The following is a 23793-nucleotide window of genomic DNA, read 5'->3' on the forward strand; positions in this document are numbered from 1 at the left end:
CTCACTATAGAGGACAAACATTTAACGGGTATTAGAAAATTGTTAGAATTAGTTGAGGTTAACTTGAGGTTAACTAAACAAAAAAAGCCCAACGGCAAGAATGCCATTGAACTCATTTCGTGACGGAGAGAGAGGGATTCGAACCCTCGCACCGCTTACGCAGTCTAACCCCTTAGCAGAGGGTCCCCTTATAGCCACTTGGGTATCTCTCCATATGGCTCCCCGAACAGGACTCGAACCTGTGACAACTCGATTAACAGTCGAGTGCTCTACCAACTGAGCTATCAGGGAATGAACAAGTTTTATTTTATTATGAAGGCGTTGTTAAGTCAAGTGTATACGATTTCAATTTCCCCCTGCAATTCCCACAGGCAAATTTACGAACATCCATTTTACGTTTGCGAAAATACTCCGTCTTGCAATTCACGCACTCCAGCCTATATTTGTAAGGTTGTTTCGCCTTAGGCCGCGGTAACGATTGGCAAAATCGGGTGCCGCCAACTTGGGCTAGCAAGGTTTTGAAATCCTGATCACGATGCTTGTAGCCTCGCTTCAAAATATGCAAATGATAATGACACAGCTCATGTTTGATTATTTTCTCGATCTCATCTCGACCGTATGTCTCCCACTGGCTCCAACTAATCTCAATATCATGCGATTTCATAAAATAACGTCCACCCGTCGATCGCAATCTCCGGTTAAAACGCGCCTGATGAACGAAGGGTCTCCCAAACGATTCCATAGAAATCTGCTCGATCCATTGCTGCAGCTCTTGATCTTCCATCCATGAACACTCCCAATGACAAGTCACGAACATGGCTCATGACAAGCCTTAAATACTTCGATTGATAACCATAGATACTTCGAAAGACAACCTATAATACTTCGAAAGACAAGTTCTTACTTGAATTTGTACCGTATGTACGGCTATACTGTCAAGTAGAAAAGAAGATCGAACGCCCTATACAGAAAGGATTTGAACCACCCTTATGCCACAAATGCGCTATGCGATTTTGAAGCTTGATCAACAACTGGAATTCGTCGAAATGCCTTCCTCCTATTCCTATCAATTAACAGCTTTGAACCAACGTTTGCATAAAGAGCTAGAGAAATTAACAGCTGATCATGTGCCGCAGCTTCCGCGCGTGATTGCTGAATGTGATGATTTGGAATTGGTCGGTACAACCTATACCCTCATTCAGGGCTTGGATTATATCAATGGGTTGGAAAAAACGTTCGCTGGCATTCAAGAGAAATCATATCCTTTGATCTCTTTGCTTACTGAAATTCGTGCGCTGCAAGCTCAGCTAGAGCAATGGTACGAAGAGGAATTTGAGCTCTAAAATAAAAGGACCTGCACCCAACTCCCTCATTCTTCATATGCTATAAGTACATGGCGAAGAAGGGGATGGGCATATGCCGCAATGGCTTTGTAATCAATTAATGCGTGCCTTCCAGAACAAAAACCGCAGACAAATTCGATTATTGAATGATAGCTGGTACTTTTACCGCACTCGCCGCTCACAAGAGGAGTGGCCTGACAGCCAATCGACGGACGGACCGAGCAAACGTAAATTTTGATCAAAAAGCTAGTACTTGTGCCACAAGTGCTGGCTTTTTTGCCGTGGATACATAAGGATGCTTAAATGAGAGTGCTGCTGATGTTATTCGATTAAAAGTAAACATTTGGTAAAAATTAGTTGCACATTTGAAATGTGCCCTCTATACTGTAAATAAATATCCAATACCTCAGAGTGAAGCACACTCGAGCTTGCAGATTCTTCTGCAGTTCGTTTGTGCTTTTTTTGCGTATTGGCTGACAAAGGGGGCTATTTATATGCAGCGAAACAGCAGTTATTGGCTTCGCAGAATGCGTGAGAAGCATAGTAGGATTATGGGAATTAGGGAAAGCGTGGAGCAAGTGCAACTGGAGAAATTCGAAGAAGAGAGTGGTCTGGTGGTACAGCAGGAGAAAGTTAAGAAAGGAAAACGGCAGGTGCAACAGGAGAAAGTTCAGGAATGGAATGATCAGGTGCAACAGAAAGAAGAGCGAGCAGATCAAATGCTAAAGAAAGGAGGTCAAAACCATAAAAACAATGTGATCCCATTGGGACTAAGAAGGTCATCCGCCAACATCAAACCCCATCCTCCCACTCTCGCTGAGCTTGAGGCTGATGTATGGGAGCTTCGGAAGCAGTTTATTCTACAGATCGCCAACCGACGTAATGGAAAACTTCGGCTTATGGATGTCGCAGCTGAGTGCAATGTGAATATTCGCATCGCTGCTGAGTGGCTCATCCGTCTCTCCATGGAAGGGATGCTTTCGCTCATTGCTGACCAGCGGTATACGATGACTTATTTGGTGAAGGAGGTGGGTGGCACTCAGAAGTAGGGGGAACACAAACATACCTTGATGATTAATTGTAAATGGGGGGTGAGCGAGAAATTAGATGGAGAAAATCCAGTTAATAAAAAAGCAGCTGGGAGCGAACTCCCAACTGCCACCACTTCATTAACTGATCTCCTTAACCTACGATTGCGGTTTCTTCATGGTTAAGCCTACGCGGCCTTTCTTCTGGTCCACGTTGAGCACCCATACTTGGACGATGTCTCCAACAGAAACCACATCCATCGGATGTTTCACGAAGCCGTTCTTGAGCTGGGAGATGTGCACCAGCCCATCGTTCTTTATGCCGATATCGACGAAGGCGCCGAAGTCGATTACGTTGCGCACCGTGCCGGTCAATTCCATGCCCGGCACAAGGTCCTCCAGCTGCAGCACGTCTGTGCGGAAGATCGGCGCAGGGACTTCGTCCCGCGGATCCCGCCCAGGCCGCTGCAGGCTGTCTAGGATGTCCCGCATCGTCGGGACACCGACGCCAAGCTTAGGAGCCAGCTCCTCTGGCTCCAGCGTCTGCAGCAGCGCTAGCAGCTGCTGTGAACCAAGCTGCGCGAGCTCGATGCGCAGCTCCTTGAACAACCGATCCACCACGTCGTAAGACTCCGGATGGATCGGGGTGTTGTCGAGCGGGTTCCGGCCGCCCGGAATCCGCATGAACCCGACACACTGTTCGAAGGATTTCGCGCCGAGGCGCGGAACCTTCGACAGCTGCTGGCGGGAGTCGAACTTGCCATTCTCCTCGCGATACTTCACGATGTTCTTCGCTAATGTCGCGTTTACCCCCGACACGTACGAAAGCAAGGACGGGGACGCCGTGTTCAAGTCCACCCCGACATGGTTAACAGCCGATTCTACGACGGCCTTCAAGTTCTCGTCCAGACGTTTCTGCGAAACGTCATGCTGGTACTGACCGACGCCGATTGCTTTCGGCTCGATTTTTACAAGCTCCGCGAGCGGGTCCTGCAGCCTCCGCGCGATCGAAATCGCGCTGCGCTCGGCCACGTCGAGCTCAGGGAACTCCGTCTGCGCCAGCTTCGACGCCGAGTACACGCTCGCGCCCGCTTCGCTGACGATCAAGTACTTGAGCTTCCGCTCCTTGATCTCACCGATCAGCTCCGCAACGAACTGCTCCGTTTCACGGGACGCCGTCCCATTCCCGATCACAATCAGCTCCACGCTGTATTTGCTGATCAACTGCTTGAACTTCGCCTTCGCCTCCGCCACCTTATTATTCGGTGGTGTTGGGTAGGTGACGGCGATTTCAAGCATTTTACCGGTGTCGTCGATGACGGCCAGCTTACAGCCTGTCCGGTACGCCGGATCGACACCAAGTACTACATGGCCTTTAATCGGCGCTTGCAGCAAGAGATTCCGCAGATTTTCCGCGAAAATCTTAATCGCTTGCTCCTCGCCTGCCTCCGTCATTTCACCGCGCACTTCGCGCTCGATGGAAGGGGCTAGAAGTCTCTTGTAAGCATCCTCAACAATGGTGCGCAACAAATCTCTTACGACCGAATCGCCCTTAACGATTTGGCGCAGCATGTAGTCGTGTATTTTATCCGGTTGCACATCAAGACCAACCTTCAGAATCTCTTCCCGCTCGCCGCGATTAATCGCGAGAATACGATGCGGCGGCAGGCGCTTCACAGGCTCTTGATAAGCATAGTACATCTCATAAACAGACTCTGCCTTCGCATCTTTAGCCTCTGTCCGCATAATGCCGTTATCCTGCGTGAATCGACGCACCCAGGCCCGTATTTTCGCATCATCCGCGATATTCTCCGCTAGGATATCCATCGCGCCTTGAATCGCCTCTGCAGCGCTTCCAACCTGCTTGTCCGCGTTGATGTAACGCGAAGCCTCTTGCTCCAGCGAGCCTTGTCGAGGCTGCTTCCAAATCCACACAGCAAGCGGCTCCAGACCGCGCTCCTTCGCAACGCTAGCTCTCGTTTTCCGCTTCTGGCGGTAAGGCCTGTAGAGATCCTCGATTTCCTGCAGCTTCACAGCTTTCTCAATCGAAACGCGCAGCTCATCCGTCAGCTTGCCCTGCTCATCGATCAAACGGACAACCTCGATTTTCCGATCCTCGAGATTACGCAAATACTGCAAGCGCTCCTCGATATCCCGCAGCTGATTCTCGTCAAGCTCGCCGGTCATCTCTTTCCGGTAACGCGCGATAAACGGAATCGTGTTGCCCTCATCCAGCAGCTCCATCGTCGTCTTTACTTTGCCAGCAGGCAGCTGCAGTTCAGCGGAGATTTGCTTCAGGATCCGCTCCTGAATCTCCGCTTTCTTCTCGGCAGGAATCTGGATCTTCTCCTTCGGTTCCTCATACTCGCTTGCTTTTGGTTTTCCTTCGTTCTCCGTCACTTGGCCTTCAGCTTTGGCCTTAAGTCCATCCGTCTCTACATTCGCCACAGTCATACCTCACTTTAATTTATCGTATGTATATGTATGTACAAACCAAAAAACGAGGGTACCAATCGCCCTCGTCCGTTCCAGACCTTATTCAAAATTCTATCAGTCCCACACTAATTTGCAAAGCATCGTCAACCTTTCGCATCGTTTCTTCGTCCAAATGCGTAATTTTGTCCGTCAGTCTTTGCTTGTCGATTGTTCTGATTTGCTCAAGCAGAATGACCGAATCTCGATCGAAACCGTGCGTCTCCGCGTCGATTTCCACATGCGTGGGAAGCTTTGCCTTTTGGATTTGAGCTGTAATCGCTGCAACAATCACAGTGGGGCTAAAGCGGTTGCCGATATCATTTTGGATCACTAGAACAGGACGGACTCCTCCCTGCTCCGATCCTACGACCGGCGAAAGATCTGCGAAAAATACATCGCCACGTTTCACAATCACGTCTTACACCCCGCTTACTAAGCGATCAAGCGTACCGTCCGCTTCTTCCTCCGCTTGAAAAGCTTCAGATGCCATGCTGAGATTTATTTTCGCCATTTCCATATACCCACGCTGCATGGATTCGCGTAGACTGCGCTTTTTGCGTTCAATTAAATACAGCTTCATTGCCTGACGAATGAATTCGCTCCGATTGGAGTTCTCCTTCTCAACAATTCCGTCCACTTCTTGCAACAGATTGTCAGGCAAGCTAATCATGATCCTTTTCGTATTATGCGCATTGCTCACACTCTCGCACCCCCAGAAACGATACAAAGACAATATTACCAGTATGTCATTCCAAAAACCAAATTATACAATAGAATATATGCCTCCGGTATATCAATTATGTTACACCTTAAGATATAAGATTGTTATTACATAGTATTCTATACCCTATTCTGAAAACCCTTCCCAATACCTGCAAAAGTTGCATGGTAAATTCATGAAACTTTCAGCTAGTAGTCCCCTAAACCATTTAATAGCGATGCCTCATCAACGGGTTCAATGCCTCAACCCGCTCCCCATTTCGCACATAAACACGTGCAACCCGGTGTGAAATCATACAAATGATTTCATAATTAATTGTCCCTAGCAGATGGGCCACATCTTCCACGGTAATTCGTTCTTCGCCCTGCTCTCCGATGAGAACAACCTCATCGAGTGCTTGCACGTCCGGCACATCCGATACGTTGATCATACATTGATCCATACAGATTCTGCCGACGATTGGCACTCTTTTGCCACGAACAAGCACATCGGCTTTACCCGAAAGCATACGCGAGTACCCATCCGCATAGCCAATCGGCAATGTCCCAATTTGCTCATCACCCTTGGTGTGATAAATCGTTCCATAACTAACACCTGAGCCCGCTGGCAGCGTTTTGAGATGGACAATCCCTGTTTTCAGGCTCAGCACCGGCTTTAGCTCAATCTTTGATTGATCAACATCCTCGGAAGGATACAGACCATACATCGAGATCCCAAGACGTACCATCGAATAGGTTAAGTCTGGCAAATCAATGGCCGCCGCGCTATTCCCCGCGTGAATATAAGGGAAGCTCACACCTTTAGCTGTAAAATAGCTCACGATCCGCTCAAACCTAGCATATTGCTCCAGCGTATAGCTCTTATCGACTTCATCGGCATTCGCATAATGCGTGAATAGGCCTTCCACTTCCACATCGGGCAGCATTAATGCTTCCTCAATGAAAGGGATCGCATCTGCTTCCGTGTGCAAGCCAAGTCGCCCCATGCCGGTATCCAGCTTGATATGGATTTTCAGCTTCTTCCGTGCCGTGTTCTCCTGCTTACGTCCTTGCTCACGCAGCGCTTCCAACACATCACGACTATACACCGCAATGGTTACATCCAGCTCCCGGGCGCGATTAATCCCTTCAGGCGGCGTGTAGCCGAGTACAAGAATTGGCGCAGTGATCCCAGCATTTCGAAGCTCCAGCGCTTCATCAAAGAATGCGACACCCAGATAATCCACACCCGCGGCGAGAACTTCCTTGGATACTTCTACAGCCCCGTGTCCGTAAGCATCCGCTTTAACGACTGCCATCTGCTTCATGCCCGCAGGCAGTACCTTCTGAAATTGTTCAATGTTGCTGCGCAGCGCATCTAACGATATTTCCACCCACGTGGGACGATAAAAAGCATCCACAAGCGTTCACCTCTTCTATCCACTTCCAAGTAAATTTATGTTCATCCTGATTTTAAAATGCTGTTAATTGCGGTATATGCTTACAAGCAGCACTTTTTGTATTTTTTGCCGCTGCCACATGGGCATGGGTCATTACGTCCAATTTTGCTTTGTTCAGAAGCAGACGCAGGGGCACTTTTCAATAAATAAGCCGCTTCATTCACAAAATAACGGAAAACGCGGTTACCTGATTCTTGTACGGACATCACAACTGGTTTTCTCTCAAAACCATATTTCATCTCGGAGTCTGGTAAGAATTGAGCTCGGATCAAGCCGAAACGCACCAAAATCGTTGCTACCGCATGTAAGAATACATCAGCGCTAGTATCCAGCAGAATCCCGGATTGGCGATGCTTATCCCATTCTTTTTTCACATTGTGCTCAAGTCCAACTGGCCAGCTTGCTAACACACTTGCGATGGCTCTTCTCCAAGCCTGAATATCTTCTGGGCGACCACCCTCATTGAGTTCTTCTAGGATTCCCCAAGCTAACTTGTTCCATAGTGTATCTAAAAGGAGGACTGCCTGCTCCTGTTCCGAAAGCGCCAAGAAATTAGCCAATTGCTTTGCATTCACAATAAGTTGTGTTCCTTCTTCTGTCAATCCTAGCACTAACGCTACATAGAAAAAGAATTGGTATACTGGCTCTTGGTCTTGATTCAATGTTGGTTTGCGGAAAAGCTGCAGATTCTGCTGCTCATCGAACTCGCTCCAGAACTTCCGCGGCAGATGCTTGCGCGCAGCAGACAATTTGACGTTCTTGCCGTCCTGCACAGCGTCCAGAAACGCATTAAATTCCTCTACGATTTGCGGTACAGGTGTCCGCCCATCCATCCAAAGCTGACGCAGCTTTGGGTCCACCACAAGTGGTTTCTGCTTTTGCTTAGATGACTTCGAAGGGGACATATAGGCTCCAATATCATTCGAGTTCAGCCAACGCTCCAACGCGTAATCACTGTCTGCCTTCATATATTGCTCAAAGCGATCAATAAAATATTGTTTATGCTTACATACTTCGTTCAATGAAGCAATTTGATCCTTTGAAATTTTCGATGTGAACCCTAGAAATTGCACCCATTTTTTCAATGAAGTCAAATAAGCACTAATATCCGACTCTGTGCTGTTCAGGACATGACTGATCGCAAATCGACCTAAGAAATCAACTATCATTTCACCTTGCAGATCTTCATAACTGTTCTCATAACGAACCATATAATCCGTCGTCACAAAACGTATGCGGTCTGCATGCTTTTGGATAGTCTCATCTTTTAACTTACCTTCACTCGATAAATACGTCGCGAAGGCAATCGTCTCATTTTCCCAGAATAGCTGCTGCTCTTCCCATGTTAAATTATCAATTGTACTCATCTTAAACACTCCAATTATCTATTCGCTCCAAAGTTGCATTATACCAAAAAAACACCCGTTCGTGGGAGTTGGTTAAATCTTCTTGTGAAATTATCACAAATTATTTGTATAAAATGAGAAAAGGCCCTGCTGCCCAAGGGGCGCAGAGCCTTATTCTCACACGGGTCAGAGCTTATTTCCCTGACTGTCCATCCGTCGCCATCGCGACTTGAATCATTTCATTCACTGGCATATCGCCTGTGAACATACGGAACTCAACGCCATCGTTCGTCCACGTGAGTGTTCTAGGCACATCCTTCGAACCATTCCCTGTGAGCACCCCTACCGTGAACCCGAGGTCAACAATGTCCCCTGGCGGCAGTGAAACCGATTTGGCTTGCGGTCTAACCTCAATCAGATTGAAGCTATATTTCCCTTTATATCTTAAAAGCACCGCGGCATCTTCACCCAGCTTCATATCACTGATGTCTTGTTTCACTACATCCTTAGGCAGGTAGTACGGCTCAACAATACCAATACTTTGCGCTTTGGCGGCTGTTGGGGCCGTCTTCGTCGCATCCGGTTTCGTTGCACCTGTGGCTTTGGATTGATCGGATTGTCCACCTGTCGCGGACAGGTTTTTGTCCGTTACGGATTTGCCTCCAGTTGAAGACGGATGATCCGCATCTGTGACAGCAACGTCAGCTGATGTAGGCATTGTTTGCTGCAAATTCCAGCTGGTCATATTACGCTCCATTTGGAAATAATCCTTATCGAACTTCGTATCGAATTCAAAATTCGTGAAGTTCACTTGCACCAATACATTTTGATTCGCATCCGACACTTGAACTTGTGAAGGTGCTAGCGTTTTCTTATTCAGCCAAATTTTCTGGCGGGAAAGCTGTTCGTTCTGATAGTTCGCAGCAACATCAAACACGTAGGCATCCTTGTCCGTCGTAAATTGGCGATCCTTATCCGCAATGATACTCTTCGCTAAAGATTGGAACAGATACACTTGACCTTGATTCTCTGGCCAATCACTTTGGAAGCGGAAGCTCTTCTTCAAATGCGGCGTCAATACGAATACACCTTCTTCATTACGCAGAACGATCTGAGTAACATCCTTCGTGGCATTTGTCAGGGAAATCCGATAGAAATGCTCCGGCGAGAACGCTACCTCAACTGCATACTCCTGGGGCTGCTGCCCTGTGTTCAAAATCATGCTACCTGATGCTTGATAGCTGCTCGACTTGCCCATCACATGATCCAAATCCTTTACGATAGATCCTGCATCCTTTTTACCCATCCCGCACCCTGCGAGAACCAATGCTACGCACATTACCACTGCTACCACCCATGTGACCCGGCGCATTCGATCATCCCCTCACTCATGATTAACATCAACATAGTACATGCATATGAGGGGACTTGTTCGATTATGCAGACGAGTTGGGGCTTGGCCGTGAAAAACCATTTGTAAATGATTTATTAAATAATTCAGCTGCCTTTCAGGTTGTATACATAATTTATTCACAGTCTTCTGGCATGATATTTAGTTGTATCCATATTCATGAACCGGAGGAGTTATTTTTGATTAATAATCACAGAATCGTGCTTCAAGCATCGCGAGGAGCCGCGGCCTTCTTTGTGATGCTGTTTCATATTTCAGCCATGTCACTCAAGTACTTTCAATTCGACTGGCTAGGGATCGGCACTTTAGGACGTTCAGGTGGTGTAGATTTCTTTTTCTTACTTACTGGATTTTTACTGTATTATACTTATGGTCATAAAATTGGAACTAAAATAAATGTGCTTCCCTACTTAACAAATCGACTTATACGTATTTATCCCTTCTACTGGTTAATTACACTCATTGTGCTGCCTGTTTATTTTCTCGTTCCGAGCTTTGGTTATGGATTTGAGACACATAAAGACGCTATCATCAAATCATTCCTACTGATCCCCCAAACTCATGGTCCGGTATTGCCTGTCGCTTGGTCGTTAAGTTATTTTGTATTATTTTACTTGGTGTTCAGTCTTCTTATGGCTCTTGGGAAAAAGCCAGCCTACTTCTTAGTTTCCATATGGATTACAATAACACTTTGCCATGTTCTAAATGTACCAATAATAAGTGCTGATATTGATCGGCATTTCTACCTAAGCTTTCTCTTTAGTGAAGTTAACTTAGAATTTATTGCAGGCTGTTTATTGGCCAAATGGGCTGAGCATTATAGAAATAAACACTACAAACTGTTGTTAGTAATTGGTGCCATTTGCTTTGTGCTGATATGGATTAATAACAAGTACCTCCTTATCCCTTATAACAATTATCTACTTTACATCATTCCTTCTGCATTAGTTCTTTTTGGCGCTTCTTCTGTTCCAGAACAACTCCAGTTGCCTTATTGGGTAAAGAGCTTGAGTAAGCTGGGAAACGCTTCATACTCAATTTTACTAACGCATCTATTGTTTGTTTCAATTTTAATGAAGTTGAGTGTGGCGACTCATATCGTCGACTACCTTGGCTTCCTTTTCACAGATCTAATAATTATGGCGATGACCGTTCCCCTTTGTTATATGACCTATAGACTTGCTGAGAAACCGCTCGTGGCAGGACTCAAAGATGCAACTAATATACGTCCATCCCAGTCATCAAATCCAATTTCCTAGGCAAAAAAAAGAGGCAACAACGGCTTAACTTTAGCCATGCATCCTCTTTTTTGGATAGAAAATATTACAGTAAAATCCCAGCGTGCTTCTAAATTATTAACCCCGCATCCTTCAACAAAGGGTGCCTTTCATCCTTCGCTGATAAAATAGGGGACGTCGTCGGCCACGTTATTCCGATTTCCGGATCACTCCACAGAATTCCGCGGTCATGCTGCGGCGAATAATAGGCATCGACCTTATACAGCACCTGCGTCCGCGGCTCTAACGTGCAGAACCCGTGGGCGAAACCCTGGGGAACAAGCAACTGGCGTTTATTGGACGCACTTAGTGTAACTCCAACCCATTGACCAAAAGTCGGGGAGCTTGGACGAATGTCTACAGCCACATCATAGATGGAACCTGATATAACCCTGACAAGCTTCGTTTGCGCATGCGGATTCAACTGGTAATGCAGTCCGCGCAGCACGCCAGTTTCTTCGGAGAGCGAATGATTATCTTGTACGAAATCTATCGTAACCCCCCGCTCTGCCAGCTTCGCGGCATGATAACTTTCCATAAAAAATCCCCGATGATCCGCATGGACCTCAGGTTCAACGATCACTAGTCCTGCTAAAGTTGTTGTCGTAATCTTCATACTTTCTCTCACCTCTGTTTCTAACATATGCAAGAGAGTCGTAGAAAGCCTCAGACAATGGTTTATGGGTAAGAGACTGATCCTTAGGTATAAATGCGTAAAAAGGCTGCCAAGGGCCTCACAGCCCCAGCAGCCTTTACCTTGTATGAGATGCAACTACCACATGTACACGATACCCGCAATTATACCTGCCCAAATCAGGGAACCGAAGACCACACCGACAATCAAGCCTTTGCCGATCGACAAATGATCATCCTGATAAGCGTCTTCATGATCGATCATACCCATAACCTCCCCGCCTACTCAGTATATGCAATAGTATGGGGAAAATGTTGGCGAATCATGCGGGTATGTTCATTATTTTTTTAATCAGTATGCGTTTTTATTGATAAAGCCTTTCACAACAGTTCTCCAAATAATTTTGATATCAAATAGAAAAGTCCAGTTTTCGATATAGAAAATATCATGCTTAATTCGTTCCTCGATCGACGTATCGCCCCGCAAACCATTACTCTGCGCCCAACCCGTAATACCAGGTCTAATGTGATGCTTCACCATATACTTCGGTACTTCTTCCTTAAATTGTTCCACGAAATAAGGACGTTCCGGCCTCGGTCCGACCACACTCATATGCCCAAAAAGCACATTGAAAAACTGCGGCAGCTCGTCGAGACTTGTTTTGCGTAAAAATGTGCCGACTTTCGTTCGCCGCGGGTCATTCTCAACCGTCCACTCCGTATTCGAAACGGTATCCCCGAGCACCTTCATGCTGCGGAACTTGTACATCATGAAACGTCTGCGGTTCAGGCCAACGCGTTCTTGTTTAAAGATGATGGGGCCGTCGGAGCTGAGTTTGATGGCGATTGCTGCCGATAGCATTACAGGGAAGGTTATCATAATCGCTGCTATTGCGAAAACGATGTCGAAAGCCCGTTTGAACAATCGATTTCGGAACTCGTCCAATGGAATATCACGAACATTAATCAACGGCATATCCGCAAAATTATCAAAGTACGGCCGCGATGGCAAGAAGTCATAAAAGTCTGGAATAATCAGCGTTTTGACGCCAACTTTTTCACAAACATTAATGATACTGCCGAATTTCTGATGGGCGTCCAATGGTAAGGCAATAATGACCTCATCCACGATGCGATCGTTCAATATCGACTCCAACTCGTCTATCTTTCCGACGATTGGCTTATAGTTCTGATAAGTGATTTCATGCTTCTCCTGATAATCGTCGAGGAATCCAACCACTTCATATCCCAGCTCTGGATGCTGTTTGAGCTTAGTATAAAACTTGCGGCCTAATGACCCTGCACCAAGAATGAGGATAAATTGTTTATTATAACCTTTTTGTCGAGCGCGTTTGAGAGAGATTTTAATCAAATATCTATAAAAACTAATGAGTAGGATGTTATTTACCAGGAACAGCAACAGATACGAACGTGAAACGTCGACTTCTTTTAAAATAAACAATACGCTGAGTAGCATAAGCAAGCTAAACGCATGTACTTGAATGATTTTCAAAACTTCGAAAGAGAATCGTTTTCTCCTCTTCGGCGTATAGAAATTCACTAAATAACTTATAAAAATCGCGATAATTGCGTAAGTAATACTCCACATCACGTAGTGTTTGAAGGGCAGAGGTGAATCATAAGGTATCCATCCACTTTTGAATTTCAGCCACCATGAGAATAGAAACACGAGCTGAATACACATGAAATCGGCCAGTGCGTATAATTGGGTCAAGAAACCTTGACTTTGACGTATCAAACGGGGATCACCTCAGTGGACGTAATTTATTTTTCGCTAGTGAAAGGATAAACTTCACACCTACACCTGCATAAACCATCGCATTCGTCAGCCATGAATACTTCCTACGATAGTGTTTATTATGGAACAAAATCATCGCTCGATGAAACTCATAAATAATTTTATAAGGCTTTCTGCGACTGCTCGCCCCTTTATGATGGACAATCTGAGTTCTAGGGTAATAATAATTAACCCAGCCAGCTTCCTTAATTCTATAACACCAATCGATATCTTCACCATACATAAAAAATTCCTCATCCAGCATACCGACCTGCTCAATGGCCTCACGGCGTATAAGCATGAATGCACCAACCAGAGAGTCAATGGGATAGGGTTGATCCGGATTTAAATACCCTAGTTGATATTGATTAAACCGCGGAATGTTCGGAAATAGCTTTGCAAATCCAAATGCATAGTAGAACGATGCTGAAGGCGTTGGAAAGCCCCGCTTGCAAGCTTTATCGAGTGAACCGTCTGGTAGTACGATTTTGCAGCCACTCGCCCCTACTGTAGGGTTCTCGTCCATGAAACGAAGCATGACGTCCATTGTATCTGGTTGAACAATCGTATCCGAGTTCAGGAGCAGGACGTAACGACCTTGCGCGATGCGGATTCCCTGATTATTGGCTCTGGAAAAGCCTACGTTGTCCGCGTTAGTGATTGTGACCACTTGTGGGAAACGCTCATCCACAGCATGAATAGTGCCATCTTTAGACGCGTTATCAATAAGGATAATTTCATAATTGTATGATGTAGTTGACGAGAATACAGATGCAATGCAGGCTAGTGTCAGATCCTTCGTTTTGTAGTTCACGATGATAATGGATAAATCCAAGAGATGACCTCATTTTTTTGATTGATTAACCTTAGTATAGCACGGGAATATTAATTTTCGCCTAAAAAATAAGACTAGCAGCTGCTAATCTTAGGTAATCATCTTATAAACCATTTATACACTTCAGAAGATGGTTGTCTTCGTTTTGAATGTATTAAGCTTCTCTTTTTCCTCAGCTCTGGATACTTGCGATACATTTCCAACCAAGCTCCTAATAATTTGGGTTCACGTACGAGTGCATATGCAAAACTTAGGCATTCATATGCCAACAGTGGAATGATGTGTTTCATCACTGCTTTGATGTCATCGTTCTTCACCATCATTTTATAGCGATTGATGTAGGATAATCTTCTAACAAATAGCGTTTTGCTACTCCTGCCGCCTTCTTTCCAGCCACGTTCATGATGGGCGATTGCTGTTGGCTCATAAAGTGCCTTCCAACCTAATAATTGCGCACGCCAAGCCACATCCACATCTTCCTTATAAGCAAAAAAGTCCTCATCAAAAAACTCGCCATCCAAACTAATGTCATTGATCATCGAGCGTGCATACATGGCTGCAGCACCAGAAACACCGAATACTTCTTCCGGGTGTTCAAAATGATCGCCCATCTGATGTACGCCGCGGTCAAAGGCTCTTCGTGCTTTGTTGATGATAAGTCCCGTGCTATCTATGTGGTGAGGTGCTGCCTTGAAAAGCAATTTCCCTGTTGCGCTGCCTGCGTGAGCGTGATTCTGAAGCGCAAGAACCGTGTTAAGCACATAATCCGGTTCAAGGACGACATCTGGATTGAGGATTAAACAATAATCCGTTTCCGTCATCCGGATAGCTTGATTGTGCCCTCCCGCGAAGCCATTATTCTGCTCATTTCGAGTGATGGTGCATATATCTTGCCATTTTGCCAGGGCATGAAGTGTATGATCCTTGGATGCATTATCGATGACAATGATTTGGTCAATGGGATGGGATTGTTTCAGAACCGCTTCCAAACAATCATTGATATGATCAGCGCTATTATAAGTGACAATATGGACACTGACTGTACGTTTACTAGCTTCCAAACTAAAACAGCCTCCTCTTCTTCTCCATAAAAAAAGCCATCACTATGCACCGAAGCATAATGATAGCTCTCCATCGCCTAGTTAAGCTTCCCCTAGCTCTTTTAAAAAAGCCTTGAGACCTTCCCTCCATGCACGTAAATCTTCAAATCCATTTGCTCGGATTGCCTCATGCTCCATCGCTGAATTTCGAGGACGCGGAGCAGGACGCGGGAATTCTTCTGTTGTACATGGCTCTACCTTAATTGTTTTGCCACTTTCTTCAAAAATGGCACAAGCAAAGTCATACCAGGAACAAATACCGGAATTAGAAGCATGATAAATGCCGAAACGATCTGTTTGAATCAATTGCTCAAGGAACAAGGCAAGATCGACTGTGTACGTAGGTGATCCCAATTGATCACTTACAACCTTTAAAGAATCACGTGTTTTAGCTAATTCTAACATCGTTTTCACGAAGTTCTTACCGTACAATCCATACACCCAAGATGTTCTTACTATAAAAAACTTGGAAGAAAGGGATTGAACATTAAGTTCTCCAGCTCTTTTGGACTTGCCATATACACTTTGAGGATTCGTGGGATCATCTTCCCGATAGGAGTGCGAAGCATTCCCGTCAAAGACGTAGTCCGTGCTAATGTATACGAATTTAGCCCCAATTTTTTCAGCGGCAATCGCCAGATTTCTGGTACCATCCGAATTAACTCGGAATGCTTCCGATTCATTGGTCTCGGCAAGATCTACAGCCGTATAGGCAGCACTATGAATAACAACCTCTGGCTTTATCCGCAAGATTACCTCTAGACATTGATCCTCATTCGTAATATCGAGATGGTCTCTCGCTAGCCCATGAACCTCATGCTGAGCTTCTAGCAGCTTAACAATATCTTGTCCAAGCTGCCCATTTGCGCCAGTTACGACGATTCTCATACTTGTTCACCTAACCGCGAACCATATTGCTCATTAAAATACTTTTGATATTCACCTGTCTGAATTCGTTTCCACCAATCTTGATTGTTAAGGTACCAGTGAATCGTTTCATGAATACCCGTCTCAAAATTATGCTTCGGCTTCCAGCCAAGCTCATTCGTAATTTTTGTAGCATCAATCCCATAACGACGATCATGTCCTGGGCGATCTTTGACGAAATGTATCAGAGATTCGGGCTTACCAAGCTCCCGAAGAATCGTTTGGATAATTTGAATATTCGTTCGCTCATTATTTCCACCGATATTATAAACTTCACCACTGATTCCTTTATGCAAAACCAAATCAATGGCACTGCAGTGATCTTCGACATACAGCCAATCTCTAATATTAAGTCCATCGCCATACACAGGCAGAGCCTTGTCACTCAATGCATTGGCAATCATCAAAGGAATTAACTTTTCAGGGAACTGATAGGGACCATAATTATTGGAGCAACGAGTGATATTTACATTGAGTCCAAAAGTTTCATGATAGGAACGCACCAGTAGATCAGAACCTGCTTTACTCGCAGAATAGGGACTATTCGGTGCGATCGGCGTTTCCTCCGTAAAAAGTCCAGTCTCACCAAGAGATCCGTATACTTCATCTGTTGAGACATGGACAAATTTCTTAACACCATGCTTGCGAGCTGCTTCAAGTAATACCTGGGTACCCAGTACATTAGTTTTCACAAAGACATCTGGCTCCAAGATACTTCGGTCTACATGTGATTCCGCGGCGAAATGGACAACGGCATCCACACCATTTGCGAAGAGGTTGTCTACCAACTCAGTATTAGCGATATCGCTTTTAACAAACGTATAATTGCTGCTCTTTTCAATAGCCGTAAGGTTCTCTAAATTGCCCGCATATGTCAGTGCATCTAAATTAATGAGTTGATAATCCGAATAACGATCGAGCATGTAATAAACGAAATTGCTCCCGATAAATCCAGCACCGCCTGTAATAAGTAGTTTCATTATGCCTCCCCTAATCCATTCACTCTTCTATATTCTTTCAATGATGGTAATTTACGATCTTTTTCTGAGAGTAGCAATTCTTCAGCTCTTATGCCGAACTCATTATTCGGCCATTGGATGGCAATTTGATCGTCATCATATCTGATTCCAGCGTCATACTCTGGGTAATAAAAATCCGTGCATTTATATATAAACTCCGTTTCATCATCCAAAGTTATGAATCCATGGGCGAATCCTTCAGGTATGTAGAACATCTTTTTATTTTCTTCAGAAAGGGGAATCCCGTACCATTGACCATAGGTTTCGCTATGTTCTCGAAGATCAACTGCAACATCCCATACGCTGCCTTTAATTACTCGAACAAGCTTCCCCTGAGGATGCTGTGTTTGAAAATGTAAGCCTCTGAGTACCCCTTTTATTGACTTGGAATGATTGTCCTGAACAAAATTCATTGTTAGGCCAATAGCTTCAAATTCTTTCTGATTATAGGATTCCATGAAGAATCCTCTATGGTCATTGAATATTTTAGGTTCAATTACAACAAGTCCTTCAATACCTGTTTCAATTTTATTAAACTTGGTCATGAATTTTCACTCCTTGACTTTCCTGGTGAGCTTCACATTTCATGGAAATCATTCGTAATTACATCATTATCTTTAGCTAACTTCTTAAGATACTGTCCGTAGTCCGTTTTCTCTAATGGTTTAGCTAATTTTAGTAGTTGTTCTCTATTGATATAGCCCATTCTATAGGAGATTTCTTCAATACAAGCAATGAATAAACCTTGTCTCTTCTGTACAGCCGCCACAAAATTAGCCGCTTCCAGTAAGTTGTCATGGGTTCCTGTATCGAGCCAAGCCATCCCTCTTCCCATATTAATAACGCTTAGAGTACCTTCTTCAAGATACATACGGTTTATATCTGTAATTTCCAATTCCCCTCTTGCGGAAGGCTTGATTTGCTTTGCTTTAACTACAACTGTATTGTCATAGAAATAAAGCCCGGGTATCGCATAATCCGATTTCGGATGCTTTGGTTTTTCTTCTAAAGAAATGGCTTTACCGTTGTCATCAAATTCAACCACACCAAAAGCGACAGGATCATTGACCTGGTATCCAAATATCGTGGCTCCATGAGTCCTTCCAGCTGCTTCCCGAACCATGCCAGTGAGTCCATGACCATAGAAAACATTGTCTCCCAATACAAGTGCGCAAGCATCATTGTCGATAAAATCTCGCCCAATGATAAATGCTTCTGCCAAGCCATTGGGTAATTCTTGCACTGCATAGGACAACTTAAGTCCGTAGTCACTACCATCTTGAAGAAGCTCTTCAAATACCGGAAGGTCTCTAGGTGTAGAAATAATTAATATTTCAGTAATTCCAGCTAGCATAAGAACAGACAATGGATAGTATATCATTGGTTTATCATATATTGGTGTAATTTGTTTTGAAATGGCTTTTGTAAGGGGATATAGTCTTGTCCCACTTCCGCCTGCAAGTATGATGCCTTTCAATTTGCCTCACCTCTCAAAAAGTCTAGTAATACAAAGGGGCTGAAGTGAGCTTGTCGCTGCTACTTTAACGAGCCTCTTCTAATAAACTAGCATTTTCATCTGATTCTTCAAATCAAATATCCCATGCAATGAGCTAATATGCCGCCCAGTAAGCCAATTAATGTCCCACACTACTAACTTGGCAAGGACCAGTGGCACAATGAATTGAGAAGCTATTTTAGAATAATTTTACTAAGTAGGAATGTAATAGGAATTGAAATAATAACTACAATAATCGCACCCAATTGTTCATTAATTCCCAAATTATCAATACATATTCGCAATATAACAATATTTATTATATATTGAATTAAATAGACTACTGGAAATACAGATGCTTTTTTTATGGACATCTTTACTTTAAAAACGGTCTTCGAGTTTAGCACGTAGGATATGCCTATTCCAATGATAAACGAGCATGAATATGCCCAAGTGTATGTAATGAAATTAAGCAAAGCTATATAGATCGCATAAGTAATCCCAGTATTTATCAATCCAATGAATAGAAATCGAAAAAACTGTTTATTTATAAACTTCATCAATAATATACGAAGGGCGTTTTCTACTTTCATCAAGTATCCTCCATAGGTATTCACCAATAATTCCGAGCATCACCATAATTATGCCTAACAGAAAAGTCAGTATGCACATTATAGATGCCCAACCTCCAATATTAATAACTCCTATGAATGTGTTCACTACAACAAATATCCCATATAAAAAGCTTATACTTGCTGTAAAAAAACCTATAAGTGACATAATCCTTATTGGAGCATAAGAAAAACTTACAAACGAATCGATAAATAATTTTATCTTCTTAGCCAAAGTCCAACGGGATTTTCCAAGTTTCCTTTCTGATCTAATATATGGAATTGTATCTTGTTCATGTCCTAACCAATAAATCAGACTCATGATGTTGGTATTCTTTTCTTGAATATGGATAATTTCGTCAACAATTTGTTTGTCAATCAAAACAAAATCAAATCCGCCTTTTGGGTATCCTTTTATGGCATATTTATCCATCATGTAGTAGTAAGAATTAGAAAACAACTTTTGAGAAAATGATTCTTCCCGATCGGATCGGGTAGCCATAACAATTTTTTTGCCATTCTTCCAGCGATCAATCATCTCTACAAATAACTCAGGTGGGTCTTGCAAATCAGCAGAAATGATACCTACACAATCACCTGAAGCGTATTTGAGCCCTGCTTGAATAGCCGCCATAGAACCAAAATTTTTACTGAGTTTAATAACTTTTATCCGTTCGTCCTTTTTCATTTCTTCTAGCAATAACTGTAAAGAACTATCCTTTGAACCATCGTCTACAAAAACAAACTCAAGTTCAAACTCCTGCAACAATTCCTGTAATGCTTTTAATCGTGGAACAGTTTGAGGGATGTTTAATTCATTGTAATAAATAGGTACTACAATGCTAAACTTTTTTTTAACAGTATTCATTAACTGCCTCCACAACCTTTTCCGCATCATCTTTAGACATTACCGGACTAATCGGTAAGCTAATAATTTCTTTATGAATCCTTTCGGAAATTGGGTAAATATCCCTATTCCACTCTCTATAGGCCTCCTGCTGATGTGGAGGAATTGGATAGTGGATTAATGTTTGGATCCCCCTGTCATGCAGGTAGTCTTGGAACATCTTTCGATCTTCAACACGAACAACAAATAAATGCCATACATGTGATAGTGGGTCCCCTGATTCAACAGAAGGAAGAACAATTCGATCATTTTGAATATTTTCCAAGTAATAGTTTGCTATGTCTCGTCTGGTCTGATTATCTGTTTGCAGATATTTCAACTTAGTTCTTAACACCGCAGCTTGTAATTCATCTAATCGCGCGTTTACGCCCTTAAATTTATTTTCATATTTTGCAATTGAGCCGTAATTTCTTAATGCTCTAAGCTTTAGAGCCAGCTCGTCGTCATCTGTTGTTACAGCTCCACCATCGCCTAATGCCCCTAAATTTTTTCCTGGATAGAAACTAAAAGCTGCTGCACTACTTAAATTTCCGACTCGAGTGCCATTATACTCGGCACCATGAGCCTGTGCACAATCTTCAATTATTTTAAGATCATAATTGCGAGCTAATTCTTGAATAGGTCCCATACCGCAAGCCTGTCCATATAAATGCACTACCAAAATAGCTTTTGTATTTGAAGTAATTTTCTTTTCTATTAATTGAGGATTTAAATTGTATGAATTAATGTTAGGTTCTACTAAAACCGGAGTTGCACCATTAGCTGTTATTGCCAATATTGATGCAATATAAGTATTAGAAGGCACAATCACTTCATCACCAGGTCCTATCCCATATGCCCGGACTATTAACGTTAGCGCATCTAATGCATTAGACATACCAATGCAATGCTTCGTCCCTGTATATTCTTTAAACTCTTGCTCGAAGAGTTCTACTTCTTTTCCAAGAATATACCACCCCGATTGCAGCACTCGTTGAATACTTTCCATAATTTCTTGCTCATGGCGAACATTGATTTGTTTTAGATCCAGGAATGGGATCATGTAGTCACCTCTAATTGATCATGCATAATTTCATATTTTTTTCCACACTTATTACATTCCAATTCATCTGATAATTTATTACCACAATTACAAACGTAGCCGTGCATTTGGGCTGGATTTCCATACCATAATGTATTTTTCGGTATGTCTTTTGTCACAACTGATCCTGCGCCAATCATAGCGTATTTGCCTATTCTATTCCCAGCAATAATGGTCGAGTTAGCTCCAATTGAGGCCCATTCCTCTATAATAGTTTCTTCGAATTTTTCAGGATACTGCTTAGAACGCGGTGTTAAATCGTTAGTAAATGTAACATTAGGTCCAATAAAGACATTATCAGAAACACGCACACCATCCCAAATGTATACACCAGATTTCACGGTCACATTATCACCAATAATAACATCATTTTCAATAAAGGTATGATCGTTAATATTGCAATTTTTACCGATTATTGCTTCAGGCAGTATATGTGTGAAAGCCCAAATTCTCGTGTCTTTTCCAATCTTATCACTTTCAACCAGAGCGTTAGCATGTCTGAAATATGTCATTCTCCGTACACCTCAATAAATTTTTCGTAGTCTCTTATATAATCTTGTTCATCATAGTGATGTGAGGCCAGAACAAGAAGCACACAGTCTTGTGAGAAATCGTACATTTCATGCCAATCATTTGGCTCAAGAATAAGAGCTTTTGTTGGAGTATCCAATACCACTTTTGTTTTTCTTTTAGTGTTATCTAAATAAATCTGACAAGAACCTGAAACAGCTATTAAAACCTGTCTTGTTTTATAATGTGCATGATAACCTCTTCTTACATTATTCTCGGTATTGTAGATATAAAATACTCTCTTTATTTCAAAAGGGATATCTAAGTTGCTCTCTACTACTGCTAGTAGTCCCCTCTCATCACCAAATTCTTTAAAATTTATTGTGCTGCTTTCTTTCATGAGGCTAACCTCCACAATTTATGTTAAAAATCTTTTACCTTCTCAATTCTTATGAAAAATTCAAAATTCAACTCAATTGTTTTCCTTGCCTTTCAACCTTCAGATCTCAGCGATCAATTTCCAGTATTGCCGCGGCTCTCTCAAGTCCTACCTGCCTATTTCAAAGTTGCGAAGTTTGAGTTTATAATAATTATCTTTCACTAGTTGATAAATATATACACTAACAATAGGTATTACCAATCCTACAAGTAAATATAAATACCACATGCCCTGACCGGATGTAGGGAATTGAGCAATCATATATAATTCTTTTTGATGTAATTTTACATCAATAAAATTAATTACTTTAAATGATAGGAAGTGCAATGCCATAATATGAAAAGATCTTTCCCCTAATTTTGCGAATATAACATTCAAATATTTTACTTTTAATATCAATTTTGCTACGTATAAAACTAAATATATACCCGCAAAAGTAGCAGTATAATAGAGCAACGGATTACCAATTATTCCTGCCGCGTAACTGATTTCTAAGCGACTTTTATAGCTAGCATAAAGAATTACAACTGAAATAATCGCTAAAAACCATTTTAAATTAATCTTATTCCAGTATAGTTTTGTTAAAAACCCTATGTAAATGATAGGCATAACTAGCAAGGCAGTATCAGCTCTCCAGGATAATTTCAAAGAATTTACTGTTAGATAAACTCCCAATCCCCCTATTAAAGCTGCAAAAACAAAAGTGTAAATTTCTTTCTTTATACCAGTCAATGTTATTAATTCCGCTGTATATCTAATTATGCAAAATATAACCATTGCCATTATTAAAGGAAAAACAAACCACATTGCACCCAACAATTCAACTGAATATGTCGATGTAAGCAAAGCTTCAAATGGTTTACTAAATAATTCATATGCTGAATAGGCTTGTTTAGGAACAATGTTCGATTGATTCACTGCTGTAGTATAAAAATTCAATTTTAAAAATATGTTATGCAAAAGTATAAACACAATCACATATTTCATTGTTGGCCACCAAATATCTCTCAATTTCCTACCTGCGTATAACATAGGATCTCTAGAATGCTTATCACTATATAAAAAACCTGGAACAAAAAAGAAAATCGCTAAGTGAAAATAATTGATAATGTATAAAGTCATTAAATTTGGAAAGCCTGAATGACCTAATACAACAATCATAATACCTATTCCTTTAACGATATCCCAAAATTGATCTCTTTTTCCTTGTGACATACTACACTCCTAACAATATAAAGTAAAATACATTAATATTTGAATCAATTTCATAATTCAAAAGATTTATCACATCTTAGTTCATCAGTACGCAAATAAGGGAGTACCTCTCCAAATCTCGAAGTGTATAGTACGGCTACCACTACCTGAGAGAAGTTTGAACTCCCAATGCGTGTTTCGAATT

26 protein-coding genes and 2 tRNA genes are annotated in these 23793 nt (G+C 42.5%); 4 read left to right on the plus strand and 24 right to left on the minus strand.

All coding sequences use genetic code 11. The features are described from left to right. Positions 1-123: 123 nt before the first annotated feature. From AC58QO_RS28970 to AC58QO_RS28980, 3 genes are all read right to left on the minus strand, one after another. Positions 124-212: transfer RNA gene (locus tag AC58QO_RS28970), tRNA-Ser, on the minus strand. A gap of 3 nt (positions 213-215) precedes the next feature. Then, positions 216-291: transfer RNA gene (locus tag AC58QO_RS28975), tRNA-Asn, on the minus strand. A 19-nt stretch (positions 292-310) separates the two neighbouring features. Next, positions 311-784: a SprT family protein gene (locus AC58QO_RS28980; protein WP_497271726.1), complete on the minus strand. Its 474-nt coding sequence runs from the start codon at positions 782-784 to the stop codon at positions 311-313. Between the two features lie 205 nt (positions 785-989). Between AC58QO_RS28980 and AC58QO_RS28985 the strand changes: the two genes are divergently transcribed. From AC58QO_RS28985 to AC58QO_RS28995, 3 genes are all read left to right on the plus strand, one after another. Beyond that, positions 990-1343: a hydrolase/acyltransferase gene (locus tag AC58QO_RS28985; RefSeq protein ID WP_236288593.1), complete on the plus strand. Its 354-nt coding sequence runs from the start codon at positions 990-992 to the stop codon at positions 1341-1343. A 73-nt stretch (positions 1344-1416) separates the two neighbouring features. Further along, positions 1417-1581, plus strand: a complete 165-nt coding sequence (cmpA, locus tag AC58QO_RS28990; protein WP_141692697.1) for a cortex morphogenetic protein CmpA — start codon at positions 1417-1419, stop codon at positions 1579-1581. A 256-nt stretch (positions 1582-1837) separates the two neighbouring features. Then, positions 1838-2392, plus strand: coding sequence for a hypothetical protein (locus tag AC58QO_RS28995; protein WP_497271728.1), 555 nt, complete (start codon positions 1838-1840; stop codon positions 2390-2392). Positions 2393-2530: 138 nt separating this feature from the next. On the opposite strand, the gene AC58QO_RS29000 is transcribed toward AC58QO_RS28995, so the two are convergent. The 6 genes from AC58QO_RS29000 to AC58QO_RS29025 form a co-directional block, all read right to left on the minus strand. Next, positions 2531-4714, minus strand: coding sequence for a Tex family protein (locus AC58QO_RS29000; protein ID WP_497271804.1), 2184 nt, complete (start codon positions 4712-4714; stop codon positions 2531-2533). A gap of 196 nt (positions 4715-4910) precedes the next feature. After that, on the minus strand, positions 4911-5261 hold the full coding sequence (locus AC58QO_RS29005; protein ID WP_028553893.1) for a type II toxin-antitoxin system PemK/MazF family toxin: 351 nt from the start codon (positions 5259-5261) through the stop codon (positions 4911-4913). A 3-nt stretch (positions 5262-5264) separates the two neighbouring features. After that, complete coding sequence (locus tag AC58QO_RS29010; protein ID WP_028553892.1) at positions 5265-5546, minus strand: CopG family ribbon-helix-helix protein; 282 nt, start codon at positions 5544-5546, stop codon at positions 5265-5267. Positions 5547-5775: 229 nt separating this feature from the next. Further along, complete coding sequence (gene alr / locus AC58QO_RS29015; protein WP_497271730.1) at positions 5776-6966, minus strand: alanine racemase; 1191 nt, start codon at positions 6964-6966, stop codon at positions 5776-5778. Positions 6967-7046: 80 nt separating this feature from the next. Further along, positions 7047-8372, minus strand: coding sequence for a YecA family protein (locus AC58QO_RS29020; RefSeq protein WP_497271732.1), 1326 nt, complete (start codon positions 8370-8372; stop codon positions 7047-7049). A 172-nt stretch (positions 8373-8544) separates the two neighbouring features. Beyond that, entirely contained in the window at positions 8545-9723 is a 1179-nt protein-coding gene (locus AC58QO_RS29025; RefSeq protein ID WP_497271734.1) for a LolA family protein, read from the minus strand. 56 nt (positions 9724-9779) lie between these two features. Here AC58QO_RS29025 and AC58QO_RS29030 point away from each other — a divergent pair, with 56 nt between their 5' ends. Next, entirely contained in the window at positions 9780-11021 is a 1242-nt protein-coding gene (locus AC58QO_RS29030) for an acyltransferase family protein (RefSeq protein WP_497271736.1), read from the plus strand. An 88-nt stretch (positions 11022-11109) separates the two neighbouring features. Here the strand turns inward: AC58QO_RS29030 and rfbC (AC58QO_RS29035) are convergent, their stop codons facing one another. The 15 genes from rfbC (AC58QO_RS29035) to AC58QO_RS29105 all read right to left on the minus strand — a co-directional run bounded on the left by rfbC (AC58QO_RS29035) (position 11110) and on the right by AC58QO_RS29105 (position 23609). Beyond that, the gene (rfbC, locus tag AC58QO_RS29035; RefSeq protein WP_497271738.1) at positions 11110-11655 is read right to left on the minus strand and encodes a dTDP-4-dehydrorhamnose 3,5-epimerase; all 546 of its coding nucleotides are present in this window, start codon (positions 11653-11655) and stop codon (positions 11110-11112) included. Positions 11656-11811: 156 nt separating this feature from the next. Then, positions 11812-11937 (minus strand): hypothetical protein, encoded by a 126-nt coding sequence (locus AC58QO_RS29040; protein ID WP_497271740.1) that lies wholly within the window; start codon positions 11935-11937, stop codon positions 11812-11814. 87 nt (positions 11938-12024) lie between these two features. After that, the gene (locus AC58QO_RS29045; RefSeq protein WP_497271742.1) at positions 12025-13431 is read right to left on the minus strand and encodes an undecaprenyl-phosphate glucose phosphotransferase; all 1407 of its coding nucleotides are present in this window, start codon (positions 13429-13431) and stop codon (positions 12025-12027) included. A gap of 7 nt (positions 13432-13438) precedes the next feature. Further along, positions 13439-14305 (minus strand): glycosyltransferase family 2 protein, encoded by an 867-nt coding sequence (locus tag AC58QO_RS29050; protein WP_497271744.1) that lies wholly within the window; start codon positions 14303-14305, stop codon positions 13439-13441. Between the two features lie 98 nt (positions 14306-14403). Next, positions 14404-15366 (minus strand): glycosyltransferase family 2 protein, encoded by a 963-nt coding sequence (locus AC58QO_RS29055; protein WP_497271746.1) that lies wholly within the window; start codon positions 15364-15366, stop codon positions 14404-14406. Between the two features lie 81 nt (positions 15367-15447). Further along, positions 15448-16293, minus strand: a complete 846-nt coding sequence (gene rfbD / locus AC58QO_RS29060) for a dTDP-4-dehydrorhamnose reductase (protein WP_497271748.1) — start codon at positions 16291-16293, stop codon at positions 15448-15450. Then, positions 16290-17312, minus strand: a complete 1023-nt coding sequence (rfbB, locus tag AC58QO_RS29065) for a dTDP-glucose 4,6-dehydratase (protein WP_497271750.1) — start codon at positions 17310-17312, stop codon at positions 16290-16292. Before rfbB ends, rfbD begins: the two co-directional genes overlap by 4 nt. Beyond that, positions 17312-17896, minus strand: a complete 585-nt coding sequence (rfbC, locus tag AC58QO_RS29070; RefSeq protein ID WP_497271751.1) for a dTDP-4-dehydrorhamnose 3,5-epimerase — start codon at positions 17894-17896, stop codon at positions 17312-17314. The genes rfbB and rfbC (AC58QO_RS29070) overlap by 1 nt, the downstream gene beginning before the upstream one ends. A 32-nt stretch (positions 17897-17928) precedes the next feature. Continuing rightward, positions 17929-18828: a glucose-1-phosphate thymidylyltransferase RfbA gene (gene rfbA / locus AC58QO_RS29075; RefSeq protein WP_497271753.1), complete on the minus strand. Its 900-nt coding sequence runs from the start codon at positions 18826-18828 to the stop codon at positions 17929-17931. 212 nt (positions 18829-19040) lie between these two features. Then, a complete protein-coding gene (locus AC58QO_RS29080; RefSeq protein WP_497271755.1) occupies positions 19041-19439 on the minus strand; it encodes a GtrA family protein in 399 nt (132 codons plus the stop codon). Continuing rightward, entirely contained in the window at positions 19390-20325 is a 936-nt protein-coding gene (locus tag AC58QO_RS29085) for a glycosyltransferase family 2 protein (protein ID WP_497271757.1), read from the minus strand. Before AC58QO_RS29085 ends, AC58QO_RS29080 begins: the two co-directional genes overlap by 50 nt. Continuing rightward, complete coding sequence (locus AC58QO_RS29090) at positions 20312-21406, minus strand: DegT/DnrJ/EryC1/StrS family aminotransferase (RefSeq protein ID WP_497271759.1); 1095 nt, start codon at positions 21404-21406, stop codon at positions 20312-20314. The genes AC58QO_RS29085 and AC58QO_RS29090 overlap by 14 nt, the downstream gene beginning before the upstream one ends. Continuing rightward, on the minus strand, positions 21403-21957 hold the full coding sequence (locus tag AC58QO_RS29095) for an acyltransferase (RefSeq protein WP_497271761.1): 555 nt from the start codon (positions 21955-21957) through the stop codon (positions 21403-21405). Before AC58QO_RS29095 ends, AC58QO_RS29090 begins: the two co-directional genes overlap by 4 nt. After that, positions 21954-22355 (minus strand): sugar 3,4-ketoisomerase, encoded by a 402-nt coding sequence (locus tag AC58QO_RS29100; RefSeq protein ID WP_497271763.1) that lies wholly within the window; start codon positions 22353-22355, stop codon positions 21954-21956. Before AC58QO_RS29100 ends, AC58QO_RS29095 begins: the two co-directional genes overlap by 4 nt. Positions 22356-22502: 147 nt before the next feature. Next, a complete protein-coding gene (locus AC58QO_RS29105) occupies positions 22503-23609 on the minus strand; it encodes an acyltransferase family protein (RefSeq protein ID WP_497271765.1) in 1107 nt (368 codons plus the stop codon). Between the last annotated feature and the right edge of the window lie 184 nt (positions 23610-23793).

The organism is Paenibacillus sp. J31R30 (genome assembly GCF_059692115.1).

Bases quoted from the DNA above. Each gene is read 5' to 3' on its own strand.
- rfbD (WP_497271748.1), bottom strand. From the start codon at position 16,293: ATGAGAATCGTCGTAACTGGCGCAAATGGGCAGCTTGGACAAGATATT.
- AC58QO_RS29020 (WP_497271732.1), bottom strand. From the start codon at position 8,372: ATGAGTACAATTGATAATTTAACATGGGAAGAGCAGCAGCTATTCTGG.
- AC58QO_RS29090 (WP_497271759.1), bottom strand. From the start codon at position 21,406: ATGATCCCATTCCTGGATCTAAAACAAATCAATGTTCGCCATGAGCAA.
- AC58QO_RS28995 (WP_497271728.1), top strand. From the start codon at position 1,838: ATGCAGCGAAACAGCAGTTATTGGCTTCGCAGAATGCGTGAGAAGCAT.
- AC58QO_RS28980 (WP_497271726.1), bottom strand. From the start codon at position 784: ATGGAAGATCAAGAGCTGCAGCAATGGATCGAGCAGATTTCTATGGAA.
- AC58QO_RS29080 (WP_497271755.1), bottom strand. From the start codon at position 19,439: ATGAAAGTAGAAAACGCCCTTCGTATATTATTGATGAAGTTTATAAAT.
- AC58QO_RS29025 (WP_497271734.1), bottom strand. From the start codon at position 9,723: ATGCGCCGGGTCACATGGGTGGTAGCAGTGGTAATGTGCGTAGCATTG.
- cmpA (WP_141692697.1), top strand. From the start codon at position 1,417: ATGCCGCAATGGCTTTGTAATCAATTAATGCGTGCCTTCCAGAACAAA.
- AC58QO_RS29085 (WP_497271757.1), bottom strand. From the start codon at position 20,325: ATGAATACTGTTAAAAAAAAGTTTAGCATTGTAGTACCTATTTATTAC.
- AC58QO_RS29095 (WP_497271761.1), bottom strand. From the start codon at position 21,957: ATGACATATTTCAGACATGCTAACGCTCTGGTTGAAAGTGATAAGATT.
- rfbC (WP_497271738.1), bottom strand. From the start codon at position 11,655: ATGAAGATTACGACAACAACTTTAGCAGGACTAGTGATCGTTGAACCT.
- rfbB (WP_497271750.1), bottom strand. From the start codon at position 17,312: ATGAAACTACTTATTACAGGCGGTGCTGGATTTATCGGGAGCAATTTC.
- AC58QO_RS28985 (WP_236288593.1), top strand. From the start codon at position 990: ATGCCACAAATGCGCTATGCGATTTTGAAGCTTGATCAACAACTGGAA.
- rfbC (WP_497271751.1), bottom strand. From the start codon at position 17,896: ATGACCAAGTTTAATAAAATTGAAACAGGTATTGAAGGACTTGTTGTA.
- AC58QO_RS29105 (WP_497271765.1), bottom strand. From the start codon at position 23,609: ATGTCACAAGGAAAAAGAGATCAATTTTGGGATATCGTTAAAGGAATA.
- AC58QO_RS29100 (WP_497271763.1), bottom strand. From the start codon at position 22,355: ATGAAAGAAAGCAGCACAATAAATTTTAAAGAATTTGGTGATGAGAGG.
- AC58QO_RS29040 (WP_497271740.1), bottom strand. From the start codon at position 11,937: ATGATCGATCATGAAGACGCTTATCAGGATGATCATTTGTCGATCGGC.